The sequence below is a fragment of the Paenibacillus sp. FSL H8-0280 genome, from assembly GCF_045040665.1.
Lineage (GTDB): Bacteria > Bacillota > Bacilli > Paenibacillales > Paenibacillaceae > Paenibacillus > Paenibacillus xylanexedens_A.
The window spans coordinates 6,793,509-6,810,971 of sequence record NZ_CP150296.1; the positions used below are offsets into that span (position 1 = coordinate 6,793,509).

Annotated in this window: 16 protein-coding genes and 1 pseudogene; 4 read left to right on the forward strand and 13 right to left on the reverse strand. The window is 46.3% G+C overall.

From position 1 onward, the window contains the following. Positions 1-204 precede the first annotated feature (204 nt). From MHI12_RS29590 to MHI12_RS29615, 6 genes are all read right to left on the reverse strand, one after another. Complete coding sequence (locus MHI12_RS29590) at positions 205-1,299, reverse strand: metallophosphoesterase family protein (RefSeq protein ID WP_405171079.1); 1,095 nt, start codon at positions 1,297-1,299, stop codon at positions 205-207. Further along, positions 1,299-1,637 carry a multidrug efflux SMR transporter gene (locus MHI12_RS29595; protein WP_051447260.1) on the reverse strand — a complete coding sequence of 113 codons (339 nt, stop codon included), beginning with the start codon at positions 1,635-1,637 and terminating at the stop codon, positions 1,299-1,301. Before MHI12_RS29595 ends, MHI12_RS29590 begins: the two co-directional genes overlap by 1 nt. Further along, positions 1,634-2,404, reverse strand: coding sequence for an HAD family hydrolase (locus MHI12_RS29600; protein WP_405171080.1), 771 nt, complete (start codon positions 2,402-2,404; stop codon positions 1,634-1,636). The genes MHI12_RS29595 and MHI12_RS29600 overlap by 4 nt, the downstream gene beginning before the upstream one ends. 160 nt (positions 2,405-2,564) lie before the next feature. Next, positions 2,565-3,938 (reverse strand): ABC transporter substrate-binding protein, encoded by a 1,374-nt coding sequence (locus MHI12_RS29605; protein ID WP_405171081.1) that lies wholly within the window; start codon positions 3,936-3,938, stop codon positions 2,565-2,567. A gap of 37 nt (positions 3,939-3,975) precedes the next feature. Next, a complete protein-coding gene (locus MHI12_RS29610; protein ID WP_405171082.1) occupies positions 3,976-4,821 on the reverse strand; it encodes a carbohydrate ABC transporter permease in 846 nt (281 codons plus the stop codon). Between the two features lie 59 nt (positions 4,822-4,880). Then, positions 4,881-5,756, reverse strand: coding sequence for a carbohydrate ABC transporter permease (locus MHI12_RS29615; RefSeq protein WP_036671737.1), 876 nt, complete (start codon positions 5,754-5,756; stop codon positions 4,881-4,883). A 198-nt stretch (positions 5,757-5,954) separates the two neighbouring features. Between MHI12_RS29615 and MHI12_RS29620 the strand changes: the two genes are divergently transcribed. Further along, a complete protein-coding gene (locus MHI12_RS29620) occupies positions 5,955-6,527 on the forward strand; it encodes a GbsR/MarR family transcriptional regulator (RefSeq protein WP_405171083.1) in 573 nt (190 codons plus the stop codon). 238 nt (positions 6,528-6,765) lie between these two features. On the opposite strand, the gene MHI12_RS29625 is transcribed toward MHI12_RS29620, so the two are convergent. Then, complete coding sequence (locus MHI12_RS29625; RefSeq protein ID WP_405171084.1) at positions 6,766-10,368, reverse strand: S-layer homology domain-containing protein; 3,603 nt, start codon at positions 10,366-10,368, stop codon at positions 6,766-6,768. A 228-nt stretch (positions 10,369-10,596) separates the two neighbouring features. Further along, positions 10,597-11,340: pseudogene (locus tag MHI12_RS29630) on the reverse strand (SDR family oxidoreductase). 238 nt (positions 11,341-11,578) lie between these two features. Here MHI12_RS29630 and MHI12_RS29635 point away from each other — a divergent pair. Next, a complete protein-coding gene (locus MHI12_RS29635) occupies positions 11,579-11,953 on the forward strand; it encodes a winged helix-turn-helix transcriptional regulator (RefSeq protein ID WP_405171085.1) in 375 nt (124 codons plus the stop codon). A 132-nt stretch (positions 11,954-12,085) separates the two neighbouring features. Here MHI12_RS29635 and MHI12_RS29640 read toward each other — a convergent pair whose 3' ends face one another. Both MHI12_RS29640 and MHI12_RS29645 read right to left on the reverse strand, forming a co-directional pair. Further along, positions 12,086-13,243, reverse strand: a complete 1,158-nt coding sequence (locus MHI12_RS29640; RefSeq protein WP_405171086.1) for a glycerate kinase — start codon at positions 13,241-13,243, stop codon at positions 12,086-12,088. 3 nt (positions 13,244-13,246) lie between these two features. After that, entirely contained in the window at positions 13,247-13,681 is a 435-nt protein-coding gene (locus MHI12_RS29645) for an Lrp/AsnC family transcriptional regulator (protein WP_405171087.1), read from the reverse strand. Positions 13,682-13,842: 161 nt separating this feature from the next. Between MHI12_RS29645 and MHI12_RS29650 the strand changes: the two genes are divergently transcribed. Further along, positions 13,843-14,310, forward strand: coding sequence for a VOC family protein (locus MHI12_RS29650; protein WP_405171088.1), 468 nt, complete (start codon positions 13,843-13,845; stop codon positions 14,308-14,310). A 91-nt stretch (positions 14,311-14,401) separates the two neighbouring features. On the opposite strand, the gene MHI12_RS29655 is transcribed toward MHI12_RS29650, so the two are convergent. Continuing rightward, positions 14,402-14,956: a hypothetical protein gene (locus MHI12_RS29655; protein ID WP_076252008.1), complete on the reverse strand. Its 555-nt coding sequence runs from the start codon at positions 14,954-14,956 to the stop codon at positions 14,402-14,404. Positions 14,957-15,052: 96 nt separating this feature from the next. Here MHI12_RS29655 and MHI12_RS29660 point away from each other — a divergent pair, with 96 nt between their 5' ends. Beyond that, complete coding sequence (locus tag MHI12_RS29660; RefSeq protein ID WP_405171089.1) at positions 15,053-15,970, forward strand: phosphatidate cytidylyltransferase; 918 nt, start codon at positions 15,053-15,055, stop codon at positions 15,968-15,970. A 354-nt stretch (positions 15,971-16,324) separates the two neighbouring features. Here the strand turns inward: MHI12_RS29660 and MHI12_RS29665 are convergent, their stop codons facing one another. Next, positions 16,325-16,903 (reverse strand): hypothetical protein, encoded by a 579-nt coding sequence (locus tag MHI12_RS29665; protein WP_405171090.1) that lies wholly within the window; start codon positions 16,901-16,903, stop codon positions 16,325-16,327. Between the two features lie 177 nt (positions 16,904-17,080). After that, positions 17,081-17,458, reverse strand: coding sequence for a LysM peptidoglycan-binding domain-containing protein (locus MHI12_RS29670; RefSeq protein WP_076252012.1), 378 nt, complete (start codon positions 17,456-17,458; stop codon positions 17,081-17,083). Positions 17,459-17,463: the final 5 nt, after the last annotated feature.

Here is a 17,463-nt window from a genome sequence, read left to right on the forward strand (position 1 = left end):
TTTGTAGTCATACCTATTTACAACTTTACCCAACTCTAGCCTCCCCTGCTACGTTTCACGTGGAACTTTATGGGGTGGATGATCTGATACATACCTTTAAGATGGACACCAAAAAGGCCACCCATTGAGCAATATCATCAAGTCTAACTTATCTTAATGACATTGACCCTTAGCATGACCCTTTACCGTTGACTATCCAAATAACTACCCTACTGTAGGATATCGCACCGTAAACTCAACACCTTCGATCCATTCGCCCGCGACAAAGTCACGTCCCTTCACAACAACCCGATCCTTATAAATCTCCACATGAAGCCCTTCGCTGCCTTCCAGATGTTCATCCTGATCCGTCCATAAATAACCTACTGACGACGCATTGAACATCGTTGGCATGTGGCCTGCACCATCGTACATCGTATGCTGTGCCTCCAGCTGCCAATGGGTGTGACCCGAGAAAAGGATCGCTTGCGGGTATTTGGCTAGAACGGCCTTAAGTTCTGCATCCTGATTCACACCATACCAGCCTTGTTCCTTCAACGACCCCGCCACCGTATCCATAAGCGGCTGGTGTAAGAAAATGAAGATGGGGTGATCTAGTGTTGCACGCTCAGACAATTTGGCATCTAGCCACTCCAATTGTTCGGCCGACATATCACAATCCTTCGGATGAGGTTGCTCGGTGCCCAGGAAAATATAATGATACCCATCAATCCAATGATCGTGGTAAGAGCCCTTCATGCCGGTTATCGCTTCAAAATCACTCAATCGACGTTGCCATAACCCGGCGACTGTAATGGGGTCGACTCCTGAAGAGATCGGTCCCCCATCCTGGCCCTCCTGCTCAGAAGTTACAGCAGACAACGTATAGGTCCCGCCGGATAACTGCTCAATCAGTGCAACTGATTCAGCAGCGGTTTGTTTTGTGACCAGTTCCATATCTGCTTCCTGCTCCAACAACTCGGCTACTTCATCCTCTTTCATCTCAAGCAAAACGATCGGCGGATCTTGCCATACCACGGCTCCAATATCATGATTACCTACCGTGTACCGGATGTCCGGCAAACTCTTCGCATGTTGCTTCCATATGCGTTGCAACTCACGATATTCGCTTGGCAGCCCCCGATCTGTTACATCGCCCACATGCATAATTCCACTGCTCCCCTGACTGAATGTAGCTATGTCGGCTAATGCCAACTCCAAATGTCGGTTATGAATGTGGTCTGCCTCGTCCCGTACATGCGTATCTGTAATGACTTGGAAGGTAGCAAGAGGTTGCTCAAGTGTATGTTCATTTCTCATCAAGAATCACTCCATTTCAGTCCAATAATGCCAATCAGAATAAAACCGATCCAGACCATCGACGTGAGCCGCAGACGTTCACCGAAATAGTAATGCCCCACGACGCCAATAAGCGTAATGCCCACGCCAGACCAGATCGCATAGGCTACAGCCAGCGGCATATACTTCACTGCAAAATTAAGAAAGGTAAAACTTGCGCCATAACAGACAAACATCAACACCGAAGGCCATAACCGCGAGAATCCATCCGATACTTTTAGCAAAATGGTAGCGCTCAGCTCTAGTCCGATGGCCAGAGCCAACAGGACCCATCCCAAGTAAGCGTGACTGTTCGTCATCGGCCAAGCCCACCATTCAGCAATTCATGGAAGGATTGAATCGTTCTATCCGCCAAGCGGATTTTCCCCGGTTCTCCAATGCCAATCCTGTACCCCGCACCAGCGGTTCGTGCCATCTCCATGTCTCCGTCCGTATCTCCAATGACCACAGTATGCTGTACAGATACACCTAACCGTTCACAGGCAAGCAGAAGCATATCGGGAAAAGGTTTGCCCCGCTCCACCAGATCTGTACCAATCACCACGTCAAAAAAGGAATCCAGTCCCATCCACTGTAAATGTTTAATTGCACTTGGTGTATCATCTGCCGTCACTACACCCATAACCACGCCTTTGGTACGACACTGTTCAAGGAATTCTCGAACACCCGGTAACGGATGTGCCGGACGATGCTGCTCCATCTCTTCCTCCGCTCGCGCCAAACACTCCCGGACCATAATCTTGGATTCCGCCCAGCTGAGACCCGCACGATATCCATGCCACGTCAGCACGGCATACACTTCATCCATGGTGCCCATCGCAAGTGGCCCCCGCACGTCATACCCAATCATTCGGCCTTGGTCATCGTGGAATGTACCCCAGATCTGCGGGAATTCGTCTGTGTTGATACAAAGTCCCCTGATCGCCAACTGGTCTCTGAAGTTGTTCAACACACAATCGGTCCAGAACCCCCACATGCCCGTAAAATCAAGTAATGTCCCGTCCTTGTCGAACAAAACGGCTTCAATCGGATTGGGTAATCCGTCTACATACGTTTCATCTTGCATTGGTCAAACTCCTTGTCTGCAATCTTTATGAACGGAAAGGACGGTACAGCATGTACCGCCCTTTCCGCGTGAGTTACTTATAGTGATTAGTGATACGTTATGTTTACAATCTGGTCAGGTTCACGACCGAGTCTCTTGGAAACAGTTCTTGTCGATATCGTTACTTCGTTACCCGATCCAGTTCCTTCTGTGCTTTCTCTTTCGCTTCCTTCAGCGCTTGTTCCGCTGGCATATTATTGATCTGTACCTGATCAGCTGCATCTTTCAAAGCATCATTGATCTTGCCACCCGTTGGATCCTGGAATGGAGCCGAAGCGTGAGCTGCCTGTTGCAGTGGTACAGTGATCTGTGGATTTTCCTCACTGAATTTCATGAACTCTGGATCTTGTTGAGCAGATTGACGTACTGCGATATATCCGGTGTTCATGGACCATGAAGCTGTGTTCGAAGTTTCAGAGAAATACGTAAGCCATTTGTAAGCTGCCTGTTGTTGTTCAGGCGTTGCAGCTGACGGAATACCTGCCGAAATGGCACTTGCTACCGGTTTTCCTTCACCAACATCTTCCCAGCCTGGTTGTTGCATTGCAGCGACTACGCTAAAGTCCAAGTCGCCTTGGTCACCACTAGATCCGGTGTAACCTGCTGCTTTATTTTTCATCACATCATCAATCGTTTTGTACCAGTACTCCCAGCCCTGACCTCCATAATGAATGCCCATAATCTTGTCTTCGTTAATCCATTTACGGAACAGGTCCCATGTCTCGATCCATTCCGGAGAGTCAATCATAACGGTTTTTCCATCGTCGCTAAGAATCTTTCCGCCCTTACCCAGCACGGCATCAATCATATTGTCTCTACCCCACATCGGTTCCCAACCGTAGAAGGTGGTCTTGCCATTCTCTTGTTTGCTCATCTTCGCTGCCGCCTCAGCCAGCTTCTCCCAAGTCGTCAGAGTTGCTGGGTCGATTCCGTTCTCCTTGAACGTATCCATACGGTAATACATGATCTGAGTTGTACCGTACATTGGCAAAAAGTATTGCTTTCCATCCACCTGTCCCTGGTTCAGGAATGTCTGAATGAAATCGTCTTTCTTAAAATTCGGATCAGCGGCAATCATCTCATCCAGAGGTGCATAATATCCTTTACGTGCCCAGTCTATATTGGAGCTGAGTACAGCGGCTGGAACCTTCTTGGAAGCAATTGCTGCTTGCAGCTTCTGTTCCGTTTCCGTGTAATCTGCTTGTACAATCCCCTTCACAACGACTTCGTTCTGGGAGGCGTTGAACGCATCAATCGTCTTTTTCATGTTATCGCCCAGATTACCACCCAGACCATACCAGAACTCAATCTCAACCGGATCTTTCGCCTGAGCTTCGGTTCCACTGGCAGCAGCCGTCGTGCCTGATTCTGCGGGTGCTTGTGTTCCACAAGCCGTCAGTAGCGCAAAGCTGGTCGCGAGTACCAGCGACATGCCACCCTTCCAGTTCAACCTCAATCTCTTTTTCCATGTCATGCTTGCCTGACTCCAAATCATTGTTGTTCCTCCCGTTTTAGGTGAATGGTAGTGCATATCAGTTCTTGTTCACACCAGCCGTAATATTCACGCTCTGCATGATGGTCTTCTGGGTGAACAGGAAGAGAATAAGTAGGGGTGCGATGGTAAAGGCACTCGCAGCCATAATCTGTGGCCAAGCCAGTCCATATGCCCCGCCCTCTACAAAGAAACTGCGCAGACCCGCCGATACTAGCTGTAAATCAGGGTCTTTGGTGATGAGCATAGGCCAGAAATAGTTGTTGTACTGTTCAATAAACGTAATCAGCACCATCACGGCGAAGCTTGAGCGAACAAGCGGCGTGATAATCGTACAGAGAATCCGGAAGTGGGATGCACCGTCCAGCTGTCCGGCTTCCACCAATTCATGAGATACCTGCATGAACGCCTGCCGGATCAGGAAGATCGAGAACACGCTGACACAGTTGGATACAATCAAGCCTGTGTAGGAATCCAGCAGGTTAAGCTCACTAAGCACTAGGTAACTAGGCAGATACACGGCCGTACTCGGTATCATATAACCCACCAGAATCAGGGATGTCAGTACACCTTTAAATCGGAATTTCATATGTGTCAGGGCGTACGCCATCATACTGGAGTTGACGATCTGAAATAGACAGATGGCTAAGGCTACCCCGGTACTGTTCAGGATGTAACGGGCAAATGGTGCCGCATTCCAGGCGTCTACATAGTTGCTCCACAGGAACGTCTCCGGCCAAAAGGTCGGCGGGAACTGCCAGATCTCATCATTGGTTTTGAACCCGCTAATAACCATCCAATAGAAGGGAAACGCTGTACCCAGCGCGATAATGGCTAACAGAAGGTAGCGGATTAATTTACTTATTTTAAAATTCGGTTGTGACACGTTCTGCAACTCCTTGCGCTTCATCCGTTTAGACTTTTTGTTAGGCAATGTCATTGTCATTAGTAGTGCACCAGACGTCTGCCAAGCAGGAAGGATACTCCCGACAGCAACACGCAGATCAGAATGATCACAACGGCGATGGACGAAGCTTCACCTACGTTAAAGGATTCGAATGCAGACTGGTAATACATGTACAGCAACGTTCTCGTTGATCCCGCCGGTCCACCCTGCGTCATGACATTGATCTGGTCATAGGCTTGCAAGGACTGGATGGTAAGAATAATCGAGAGAAAAAATGTCGTTGGTGAGATCAGCGGCAATGTGATACTTCTGAACTTATCCCAACCGTTGGCTCCATCGATTGAAGCTGCTTCGAGCAGATCGGAAGGTAGATTTCGTAGCGCAACGAGATAAAATACCATCGCCCACCCAATCGACTTCCAGAGCGTGACGATCAGAACAGCAACCAATGCCCAGTCCGCGTCACGCAACCATCCGATCGGAGATACACCTACCCAGCCCAGCATCAGATTAGCAAGTCCCACTTCGGGCTCGAAGATCCATGACCACGCAATGGACACCGCAACTGTCGGGGTGACCCAAGGTGAGAAGAGTAATGTCCGGAAGATGCCGGATGATTTAATTTTGCTATTCATGAGCATCGCCAGTGCCAATCCGCCCACAATGGTTGGGATTACACTTCCAAGTCCGAATAACAAAGTGACTTTCAGTGACCGATAGAATTCAGAGTTTGTCAGCAGATAACTGTAGTTGTCCAATCCAACAAACAGCTTGTCCGGGCTCATGAAGTCCCAATCGGTGAAACTGAGATAAACGATATATCCCAGAGGCCCTAGCCAGAAAATCAGCAATGGGATTAGAGCTGGCAGCGTGAATAGAACCGCCTCAGACTCCCTCCATAGTTTTAAACGCAAATCCCCCACTCCTTACTGTCCAATTTTTCTTTAATGATTGGGAATTTTTGAGTATAATCAGCTTTATATTTCTTCTGTACAAAATTGATTGTACACTCGTATTGAAAATTCTAATTCCGGCTTATGTTAAAATTGGAGCAAGTCATGTAAAATATGAGGCAGCTAGTGGGAACGCTATCATAAACCAGAGGTGACATTGTGGGAAAAGAAACCGCCGGGAACCCGAATCATTCTTCGTTACCTGATCGGCATGCGCTGAGGGAGAGAGTCATTGAGGCCATCGCCAATACGATGGATCTGTATGGGGTGAATCATACATTTGGCAAATTATACGGCATCATGTATTTTGAGGATCGACCGATGACACTTGAAGAGATGAAAAACTCGATGAATATGAGCAAGAGCAACATGAGCTATGCGGTTCGGTCACTTACGGAGTCACAGATGATCTATAAACTGGAGGAAAAGAAGGAGCGCCAGGATCAATATCTGGCTGAGACCGACTTTTATCGTACGTTCCAGAATTTCTTCGGGGCCAAGCTCCAACGGGAAGTAGATGTCATGTTAGAAGGCATTCGCGAGGTCATTCCTGACCTGTCGGCAATGATCCTTTCGGAACATACCTCTTCCGAAGATCGAGATGATGCGCTGCGGGATCTGCACAAACTTCAACATGCGGAGCAGTATTACGTCTGGCTACAAGGATTTGTGGATCAGTTGCGGGATGGTAAGTTTTACGAGAATGCTGCACACATGCCCGATAAAGAGTAGTACAACTGCGTAAACAGAATAACTAATGGGTGACCAAGCGCTAACGAACCTAGACGATATGACGTACCATTGTTGAGTCACACTAAACCGCAAAAAGGAGCTGTTCCTAGCCAATGTATGGCTTTTGGAACAGCTCTTTTTTTATTCTATCTATTGTATTGTCATATCCTATCCGTCATTAGGGGTTCTCTTTTCCATATGCTACTGCGTTAATGACCCCTTTTTTCTTTTAAAAATATTATTTTTGCGCTGCAGCTTCGATATCTGCATATGCCCAGTGTGTAGCTGGTACATCACTGAACGTTGGCGTAACTGCGCCAGTGAGTGATGTCCGGTTGAACAGTACGTTCAACACTTTCACCGCTTCCGCACGTGTCAACTTGGTATTCGGTTTGAATGTACCATCGTTATAACCTACCATCAGGCCAGTGGATTGCACGTATGCAATGGCATCTGCTGCCCACAGGTCTCCGGATACGTCTGTGAAGGAAACTGCTGGACCATTCACGGTTGTTGCACTCGCTTGTTGCTGCATCCAGCGATACGCAATCGTTGCCATCTGTGCACGGGTGATCGAACCTTCCGGTGCAAATTGAGTGTTGCTCATGCCGTTCATGATGCCAGCGGATTGCGCTTTTTGGATGTCGCTTGTTGCCCAGTGTGTCGCAGAAACATCCTTGTAGCTCACGCTATTCGCGGAACCTGCTGCCGCTTCAGTTGGAAGATTGCGAGCCAGCATGGCCGCCATTTGAGCACGTGTTACGAATGCATCTGGGCGGAAATCCGTGCCAAATCCCTGGATGTACGGTTGATGTGTACCTCGTGAAGCTTTCAGTCCATCCACAACAACGAGGGTGAACGTACTGAATTTCGTTACAGTAAACTCAATGCCTTCGCTGTTATCCGCGAGTTTCACCAATTTGCCTTGAATCAATTCTTTTGTGCCGTCACTGTGTTCGATATAGATCGCCAGGTTGTCCAATGCTTGCTGACGAGCAGCCGGATCGGTTGGCAGACTGTCACGCAGTGGCAATGTGAGTGTCACTTCGCGGCTCTGCATATTCGTGTCGATCTCTACTGGACGAGCCAATACGCGCACATTCGTATTCGGAGCAACTTGTTGAATCAACTGCTCTTTTTTCGCACGTTCTTCAACTTCTTTGCGCTCCGATTCCTTTTTCAAAGGTACAACGCGGAAGTACAAGTCTTGATCGAATCCAGCGATGGAATTCGTCGGAACGGAAATCACTACATTCTCTGTAGAGATTTCAAGTTTCAGCGAACCATCATTCAATTCTTTCACCGCTGCCTTAGGCAGTTCAATACGTGTCTCGGACACGGAATCTTTGGTATCTGGAATAACAATGCGTGCGGTGTTCATGTTCAATTGTTTCGCTTTTTCCACCGATTCCTTGGCAATTGCTTCGGTCATTTTCACCAGATCTTTGATCGTGCCGTTGGTTTCGGTTGTACGTGTGATTGGCGTTTTGGTCAAGTTGGTACCGTTTGTTCCATTAACGTCAACCACGATCTGCTCTTGTTTCGTTGCTGGTGCAGGTGTAGACGTTACTGGTGTAGTCGTAGATGATCCGCCACCACCACCTGTGTTTCCACCCGGGTTAGGCGTTGGAGTATTGCCATTATCTGTGCTGCTATCACCATTCTGTGTAAAGACAAACTTCACAGCGCGGCCTGGCAGTTCATCGCTGATTGCTTTGTAACGAACCCATACCGTTTTGTTGCCGCTAAGGTCCATTTTTTGAATGAAGGCAACATCAATCCAGTGCAACTTATTGTCGAAGGAAATCTCCATCGTGTTGTCCAAGCCCGTTAGGGTGTTATTGATGTCATTGCCCTTCACATTAGGAGCGGTAAAGAATCGGTTAAATACATATTGCAGATTCCCAACATCCTCATAGCTGTCTTGTTCATTTACGACCCATTCAGCCAATTCCTTCTGGCCTTCAGGACTAAGTTCTGCTCTTTTGGATAAATCAAGAGCGCCTCTAAGATTAAATTTGTATTTGCTGAAGAATGCTTCACCTTTAATCTGATCTTTCATTGCTTTATCAAGCCATTGATCCATTCGCGGTATAGAAGTAGCTTGCTCAAATGAATCGATAGGCATAGAGAAGAGATTCAGGACAATATCAGGATCAACAATATCCCCTTTAGACACTCCTTCCAACCTTTCGAATGCAACTAGATGCAAGTAATTGAATGCCAGTACACCTTTATCTACTTTGCTACGTTCCAAATGTTGTTGTCCAAGGCTACGTAACACATATGTCTGCTGGTCATTAATAAAGTGATCAGGTCCATCTACCAATTGCTGTGCGAGTAGATCCAGCTTGTTCTGAAGAACACTGAGTTCCCTCTGCTCCCAAACAGATTGTGCCAATACACCAAGTTCCATCATATATTGGACCTGTTCTTTATTTTTGTAATCTTTATTTACATATTCAATCAGGAATCCTGCAATGAAATCTCTAACCTGCAAGGATAAAGCACCGTATCGGTTAGGCAGAGTAATACCCAGATCCGGGTTTTCCATAGCTACACGCATAGCCGCTATATTACTGGTGCTCTTTGCAGTGTTTAAGACCGTTAATGGATCACTTTCGTTATCATCAGGGAAAAATTTATTAAATGCAGTCTGAATTTCTTCAAAACTTGTATATCCCTCATCGGGTCTTTCACTAAGCATATATTCTGCTAATTCTTCTTTCTCCTCGGACGTAAGATCCTCCCATTTACTAATGTTCAAAGGGAAGCTTCCAAGTGGGTTTTCTTGATTTTCTTCTTTGGAGTTGTACAACTCGATACTTTTTTGAATTTCTGACATCTTTCTCAACGATTCCGACATCTCTTCCGGCGTTTCTACCTTGTTAATAAAAGGAGTATCACCTACTACTGTATCCCTATAACCCAGAATCTTCTTAATGGAAGTGGGCCCTTTAATTTTAAGCTCATATATATAAGCGGTCATACGTTTTTCAATATCTGAAGAGTTGAGATACAGATCAATACGTTCATAGTATCCCTCTTCGACACTAGGATAATCAAAATGCAGTTTCCGCTCTGCTAGCTTTCCATAAAATTCATCAAGGACTATTCTGGAGTCTGATCCTCCAATTTTACGGGGAAGTTCCAGAGCTTGCAAAGCCAACTGCACCAGATATTGAACTTGTCCCTTATTCTGATATCCATCGCTAGTTGGTGGATCAAGATTTAGTAAATGTACTGCGATATCAATTTGATCGTCTTCAGATAACGATTTAAAATCAGGCTTGTCTATGAATTGTTCGTTAAGAAAAAGGTCTATAACTTCCTGTTTAAAGTCAGAAGTATCGCCCTGATTTATCTTTTTTTTGATTTCGTTAAACTGGTCCAACTCGCTCAACTGTGTACTAGGGTCGTAAGATTGCATCTGGTACGCAGATTCCATACCTTTGCCATCATTAACAATTACATTGAAATAGTAAGTTACGCTGTCGCTTAAACCCATAAATTCTCTGGAAAACGTACCGTCTTCAGATTCTGCACCACTAATCCAATCATCGTTCCCATAGTCTAGTGAGTCCCTGATTTCTTCCATGTCTTTCAGGTTAGGATAAACAGAGACGTAGACCTGATATTTTAATTCATATGATGGCGTAGAGGAGTCCGCATATTCCCAATGTACTTCAACATTGTTATCACCCGTAGGCTTGATTGTGATTAAGCCACCCTTTCCTGGTACAGGAAAGGAGGCTTCCGCACTAACCTTCCCTGCTGGTGCCAACCATGGAGCTATTAACACTATAATGAGCACCAAACTAATTATTTTCCTGTAATTCATGTACTTGTTCCTCCCTATCTCATGTTTTTTACATATAAATTCAATCCATCTGATACGTAAGGCCTATTGTAGTACACTGCGATAAACAGATTCTAAACAAAAAGAGTAAATAAAAGGAAAAAGATCCACCCTGTAGTACAAAAACAGGATAGATCTCAACTTTTTTCGCCATATTTCATCATTTTATTTTTAAAATAGTATTCTTTTGGACCTATATAACTCCAGCTCTTAAATCAAGGTGTACCCGCCATCCACATACAATGTGCTACCGGTCGTGAACGTATTGGTCATCAGATACGTAACTGTATGTGCAATTTCTTCATTGTAGCCAACCCGCTTGAGTAGAGACAACTTCTCATAATCTTTAAAATGGTCACCACGTGGCGTCCCTTCTTGCCCCTCCCGCCAGATGGTTCCAGGGGATACAACATTCACACGAACCGGTGCCAATTCCACCGCGAGTGCTTTGCCCAGGCTCTCAATTGCACCGTTACATGCAGCGTAGGAAGCACCGCCATCCAGTGGACGCTGGCTGAATCCACCAGACATTAAGGTGATCGAGCCGGAAGCTGACAGAGACGGTGCAGCATATTTAGCCGCAAAGTATTGAGGCCAGAACTTGCCTTTGAAACAACTCTCTGCCGTCTCCCGATCCGAAGTCAGTGGTCCTCGAGTGTAGGCTGCTCCTGGTGTGAAGAGATGATCGAACGTTCAGATTCGGGCGAAAAATGCTTCGAGCTGCTGTTCATCCTGATTGTCCAATACATGAACTTCCACCACCGTTTCTCCAGCCACGCCTGTGCCCACAGCCTTCGTAATCTGTTCCCTTGCTTCCTCCAATCTGGACGCCGATCTTCCTGCAATAATCACATCCGCACCTGCGGCAGCTGCCTGAATTGCCGTAGCCAGTCCGATGCCCGAGCTCCCTCCGATAACAACGACCCGTTTATTCTCCAATGTATACTGATTCATCTATGATCATCCTCTCATCTCCGGTTATGTACGTGCTAGTGCTCTCCCGTGGTGTTCATTATTCATGAAATGAAGGACGTTGAATAGTACGCATTTACATCGTACCTAGTACGAATATTCGTACTATTGGGATGGGATTACGACGGTTTCCCCTCTTTTCACAGAGACGATCAAGCAGAGATAGAGAAAATCCGGTATGATGGAGATACATATAAACGTATAAATCGAGGTGATTACTATGGATTTACAAGAACCAAGGTTGCAGGGAGTACTGACAACACTGGAGACCATTAATGGGAAGTGGAAACCCCTTATCTTGTTTATTTTATTAAAGGAAGGTACGAAGCGATTCGGTGAACTACGACGCATGATTCCTGATGTAGCCCAAGGCACGTTAACGAAACAACTGCGTGAGCTGGAGCAGGATCAAATAATTGTGCGCACGCTCTATGGTGATGTTCCACCAAAGGTAGAATACAGCCTGTCCGAACACGGCCAGACCATCGGTACGTTATTGGACGGCATGTGTGGTTGGGGCAAAAGACATCTAAACTACCTGAACAGCACACAAGGTGCCATCAAGGGTAAAAATAACGCGAACGAAGCAACCTGAACGACAACTATACAATGGAACTTCACAGCAAAAAAAACGAGAGACAGATCACCTGATATCAGGCATATCCGTATCCCGTCTTTGTCACATTACATTTCAATCCAGCCCCATGCGATCCCGAGGGTCGCTGACCTAAGAAAGTAACCCCAGCTTCAGTACTCTTGCAATATTCTCGGCGGTACGTTCCACATTCTCCGGGCCTTCTCGCAATAGTCGATCCAGATCTGCTGCCCCAGGCACAATACCAAATATGGCATCGATGCCTTCCACATAGAGGGTGTCAATCCCTTCGCCAACACAGCCTGCAAGAGCAATCACAGGTTTACCCGCTTCCTTGGCTGCTCGAGCAACACCATAGGGGGTCTTGCCAAATTTCGTTTGGAAGTCGATACCGCCTTCGCCTGTAAATACCACATCCGCAGCAAGCAACTTTTTACGCAACTCAGTATATTCAATGACAATCTCAATCCCTTTACGTAATACAGCCTGTGTAAAAATCAAGAGTCCTGCGCCCAATCCACCAGCCGCTCCCGCTCCTTGTACATCTCGGATATCATTATGAAGTTGCTGTTTCACCACATCTGCATAATGGGATAGATTCGTATCCAGCTGTTCAACCATCTCTGGAGTCGCCCCTTTTTGTGGTCCAAACACCCTTGATGCGCCATGCTCCCCACATAGAGAATTGGTCACATCACAGGCCACAATGAACTCCACTTCCTGCAAACGCTCATCCAGACCAGATACATCAATCTGAGCCAGTTGATCCAAAGCCCCGCCCCCACGTGCAAGCGGACGACCCTCTGCATCCAGAAACTTCGCACCAAGCGCTTCAGCCATACCAGCCCCACCATCGTTGGTCGCGCTACCACCAATGCCAATGATGATCTTGCGTATGCCAAGGTCCAGACATGCGCGAATCAACTCGCCTGTTCCATAGGTTGTCGTCCGGAGCGGGTCCCGGGTGTCCTTGGCAACCAAGTGGATGCCGCTGGCCGACGCCATCTCGATGGCCGCCGTTGTTCCGCCACCCAGAATGCCATACTGTGCAGTGACTGTCTGACCCAATGGTCCGCTGACCTCTTGCTGGTGAAGGACACCGCCGGAAGCGTCCACAAGGGACTGCACCGTACCTTCCCCACCATCTGCCATAGGTACATGAATATAGTGGGCCGTCGGATATATTTTACGCAAACCTTTTTCCATCGCGATACATACTTCTTTCGCTGTCATGCTTTCTTTGAACGAATCCGGTGCCAGAACAAATGTCTTCTCTCTAGTCTCTCTCATATCTTAAAGGAGAACACGGTTTTCCATAATATTTTTCATGCTGATATGGGATTTGGAGGGTCCCAGCTTCACCAGTGAATCCTGGAACTCGGCAAGCTCTTCAATAGACGCCGTCTGTACCTTGATCAGATAGTTATATTCACCGCTAATCCGATAGACATCCGTGACTTCGATGGCCTGTTCACAGAACTGGACCAACTCTTCGCAATACTCTGTTTTGAGTAAAATAAACGTTGTGGTTCCACGGTTTAACCGGGCCAGATTATAGATGGTTGAATAGCCCGTTATTACACCTCTCTCCTCCAGTTTCAGAATTCTTTCCTTAACCGAAGGTTGGGACATGTTAATTTCTTTGCTTATCTGTGCAATGGGGATACGTGCATGATGTTGCAGCAAGCGCATAATCTGCTGATCGATTTCATCTATCATGTGTTCCATTTGTAAGACCTCCGAGTCGTCGACTTATTTAATAAGGTTATTCTAATGAATTAGCTAAAAATAGTTAGATTTCATCTCATTATATCCTTTGATATTGTATGGTTCCAATGCGATATCAACCCTATAATTTAGAATACAATCTGAAAAAGGAGCGATGTAATGTGAGTGTTATTGGACTTGCACATGTAGCCATTCAGGCTCGTAATTACGAAGATACTCTGGCGTTTTATACAAAAGTATTGGGATTCAAGGTCGGTCACTCCTGGAGTTTGCCTTCCTTTCACATTACCGAGGCATGTATGCTGATCTCTCCGGATCAGCGCACCTGTATTGAGGTATTTGACCCAAAAGCCGTCATTCCCGCCGAGGGTGAACCTGCCACCTCTCCTGAAGCGGTCCGGCACGGCGCACTGTTACATTTCGCCTTTTACGTGCATGATGTAGAAGATATCTATCAGCGAGCGCTCGCCCATGGAGCCAAGGCCTACGTTGAACCGGATTGGATATCGCTTGGCGAACCTGCACTTCGGGTTAGAAATGCGCTCGTCCACAGTCCGAATGGTGAAGTGATCGAATTCCTTGAAGAGGTTAATTTTGACCGATCCTCATCCTCACCATCATCTATATGAAGTACACAAACAGCCTGTTGCCTCGTCATTCGTGGCAGCAGGCTATTTCATGGTTCGATTTCCTTGGCAAGCATCAGCACACACACCTACCCTACTCTTGCTCTGCATTCCCCAGCGTATACTCGCTTAATTTCCCTTCATAAACCAGTTGCAATCGTTCACTCTGGCGAAAATCATCCGGTGTCACCAGCGCAGGCAGCTTGTTCCACAGTTTGATTCCCGAACGCTGTAGAATCTCGGCTACAAATTGGGAGCAGAAGTAGGAGTTGCTGAACTCCACCGGCTCCTTGAGCGTAATGCCGATCACGCCGAGCAGATTGTACATATATTTCTGGCGGCTGCGGATGAAGATGTGCAGCACACGTTTCATCTTTTCCACTTCCCGATCCGTCACCTGAAGCTTGTATATGACACATGTGGTATTGGGATACTTGCTGTATGTACCTGTCTGAATATTTTCCTTCACAAACCCGCCATTCAGCGGATTGCTCGGATGCTTGCGGCCGAAGCTGTAAAGCTCGGTTAACTCCCGGTCAAATGAGATCGATGCGTGATTATATGGCGCTCGGGTATAACTCTGAATAACCTTGGTAAACAGCGTTCCTGTATTCGTAAGCAGGATATAGATGGAGCGTTCATCTGTCATAGCAAAATTTCCCCTTATCAAGTTGGTACTATTCCTTCATAATAACATAGGTACCCTATAATGGAATCTTACTTTGAATAAGCAGGTGATTGGTACGTGAGCAGTTCACTCTTTACACTAACGTTAATCTTTACAGCTTTACTTGTGATACATATCGTGTACAAAATTATTGCAAAGCTTCAGCCAAGCAAAGACTATTCAGGCATCGGCCAAAAAATCAAAACCTGGTGGGGCATGTTCGTGATCTTCTGCCTCGCTACCCTCTTCAACCCCATCGTGTCCCTCATCTCCCTCATGGTGCTTGCATTCTTCTCACTCAAAGAATACTTCTCCATGATTCGCAGTACACGCAAAGCCGACCGCAGGCTGTTCCTCTGGGCCTATCTGGCGATTCCGGTTCAGTTTTACTGGATCTACATTGGATGGTATGGCATGTTTATCGTGTTTATTCCACTATATGTGTTCCTGGTGCTGCCCTTGCCACGCCTGATTAACAAAGGTACGGTCGGTTTCCTGCGCAGTGTCAGCTCCACACAATGGGGACTAATGCTGATGGTGTTTGGACTGAGCCACCTGGCCTATTTCCCATTTGCCTCACCGGAGTACGGCTCCAGGCTGGTGCTGTTCTTGGTCGTGTTAACACAGCTTAATGATGTGGTGCACTATCTGGTCTCTCTCTATCTGGGCAAACGAAAAGTGGTGCCTACCGCCAATCCATTTGTCACCTGGGAAGGGTTTGCGTGTGCGTTTATTGTAACGACAGCTACGTCTTATTTCATCCATCCCTACCTGACGCCATTTGATTGGAAATTCTCGCTGTTCATCGGGGTGTTGATCAGTCTGGCCGGATTCTTTGGCAGTCTGACGGTGTCTGTACTGAAGCGCGATCTGTTAATTGGAGATGACAACAAGTTCGATTCGCTCAAAAAAAGCTACCTGAGCCGGGTCGATAGCCTGACCTATACCTCTCCGGTTATGTTCCATGTGGTCCGTTATTTCTTTGACTTTATGTAGCAACTATATAAATTGAACTAAAAAGTAATTTTTACACTTGCCACTCCGATGACAGAACAACCTTCAGATCGCTGTTATCCCCCGATTTTTTAATTACTTTTATAAAGGTGAAAATCAGGGTATAAAGGCGAAGTTTATGCTTCCGAAGCAGCTTTCCTTTAGAAAGCTTTTAGCTCCGCTTCTTCCGATTGTTTCTGTCCTCTACGTTCTCGTGTAAATCTTCAGTTCAATCTTTATAGATGTAGCAACAGATAGATCGGCGATCTTGTAATTATGTATGTCAAAAAAAGCAGCCCAAGCGGCTGCTTTTCCTGTTCAACAGGCTCTGGACGGAGCCTTCATGATATGCCTGCGCTACTTCAACGTAATTTCTTTTTCGGACATGATTTCGTTCCCCTCATCATTCGTGAACACAAACGTGGCTTTACCGCGCTCGCCCTTCATCTCATCCGAATAGATAAATCCGGAGAATTGTCCATTGCCGCTAAAGTAAAATCCCTCTTCACCATTTCCACCATGCTCAATGGCTTCCTGTAGCGAATTTACAATCGTCACCGTGTTAGACGTCCATCGCATCTCCGTTAATGCATAACCCTTCGGAACCTGTTTAATTCCAAAATCAAAGCTATTGCCCTCCATCGGTTTCTCCGACTGGTCAATGACGATATCAATCTGCTCAGACGGTTCAGTGGATTCGGATTGAGCCGTAGGCTTGCCCTCATCACCACTGGTACTGCCTTGGTCATTGTTATTCTTCGCATCCGCATTCGGAACAGAGTTTTCTCCAGCTTCCTCTACGGGTTGCTTCGATTGCGGATAGGCGTGCTCCTGAACCGATTCATTATTATTCTTGGCGCCACAGGCACTAACTAATAGCGAAATACAGAGCACAGACATGCAAAGTACAGATTTCTTTATATTTATTCTCATCATCTAATTCTCCCTTCATCCATCTTCGGCACGTATATCCAACACACCACTTATTAATCACTACACCATATCGTCCCACATGAAGCTCCATTATATGTAAATGATTAATAAATTCAGTATGTAACTGCACCTCGATGAGTAAAAAAAGAACTCTGTTCATGACGTCATGCACTGTTTAACTTATCGATCAAACCCAGGCAAGACCAACACTTGTCCAATCTGAATGGCGTTATGCTCAATTTTGTTCACTTTCTTGATTGCTTCTACATACACACGAGTGTCCATCTGCTGAGGTTTATGTGCCAATGAAATGCCCCACAGTGTATCTCCCTGAGATACAACGATTTGGTCCCCCGACAACAATTGCTCATCCCCGGCAAATGCAGTGAATACAGCACTACATCCTATGATTATAATTAGAGTTATAGTGACGATTTTCATTAGCCAGGTTGGCGTCTTCACACGCTGCATGAATTGATCTTTAACATACATGGTGCGGGACTCGGACGTTTTGGTATAAACGGATTCATAAATACTTTTGTACGTAGAATATCTCATTCTAG

Coding starts and splice junctions, on each gene's coding strand:
- MHI12_RS29590 (WP_405171079.1), bottom strand. CDS start 1,299: ATGAGAAATGAACATACACTTGAGCAACCTCTTGCTACCTTCCAAGTC.
- MHI12_RS29595 (WP_051447260.1), bottom strand. CDS start 1,637: ATGACGAACAGTCACGCTTACTTGGGATGGGTCCTGTTGGCTCTGGCC.
- MHI12_RS29665 (WP_405171090.1), bottom strand. CDS start 16,903: ATGATGAGAATAAATATAAAGAAATCTGTACTTTGCATGTCTGTGCTC.
- MHI12_RS29635 (WP_405171085.1), top strand. CDS start 11,579: ATGGATTTACAAGAACCAAGGTTGCAGGGAGTACTGACAACACTGGAG.
- MHI12_RS29640 (WP_405171086.1), bottom strand. CDS start 13,243: ATGAGAGAGACTAGAGAGAAGACATTTGTTCTGGCACCGGATTCGTTC.
- MHI12_RS29670 (WP_076252012.1), bottom strand. CDS start 17,458: ATGAGATATTCTACGTACAAAAGTATTTATGAATCCGTTTATACCAAA.
- MHI12_RS29655 (WP_076252008.1), bottom strand. CDS start 14,956: ATGACAGATGAACGCTCCATCTATATCCTGCTTACGAATACAGGAACG.
- MHI12_RS29600 (WP_405171080.1), bottom strand. CDS start 2,404: ATGCAAGATGAAACGTATGTAGACGGATTACCCAATCCGATTGAAGCC.
- MHI12_RS29605 (WP_405171081.1), bottom strand. CDS start 3,938: ATGATTTGGAGTCAGGCAAGCATGACATGGAAAAAGAGATTGAGGTTG.
- MHI12_RS29645 (WP_405171087.1), bottom strand. CDS start 13,681: ATGGAACACATGATAGATGAAATCGATCAGCAGATTATGCGCTTGCTG.
- MHI12_RS29625 (WP_405171084.1), bottom strand. CDS start 10,368: ATGAATTACAGGAAAATAATTAGTTTGGTGCTCATTATAGTGTTAATA.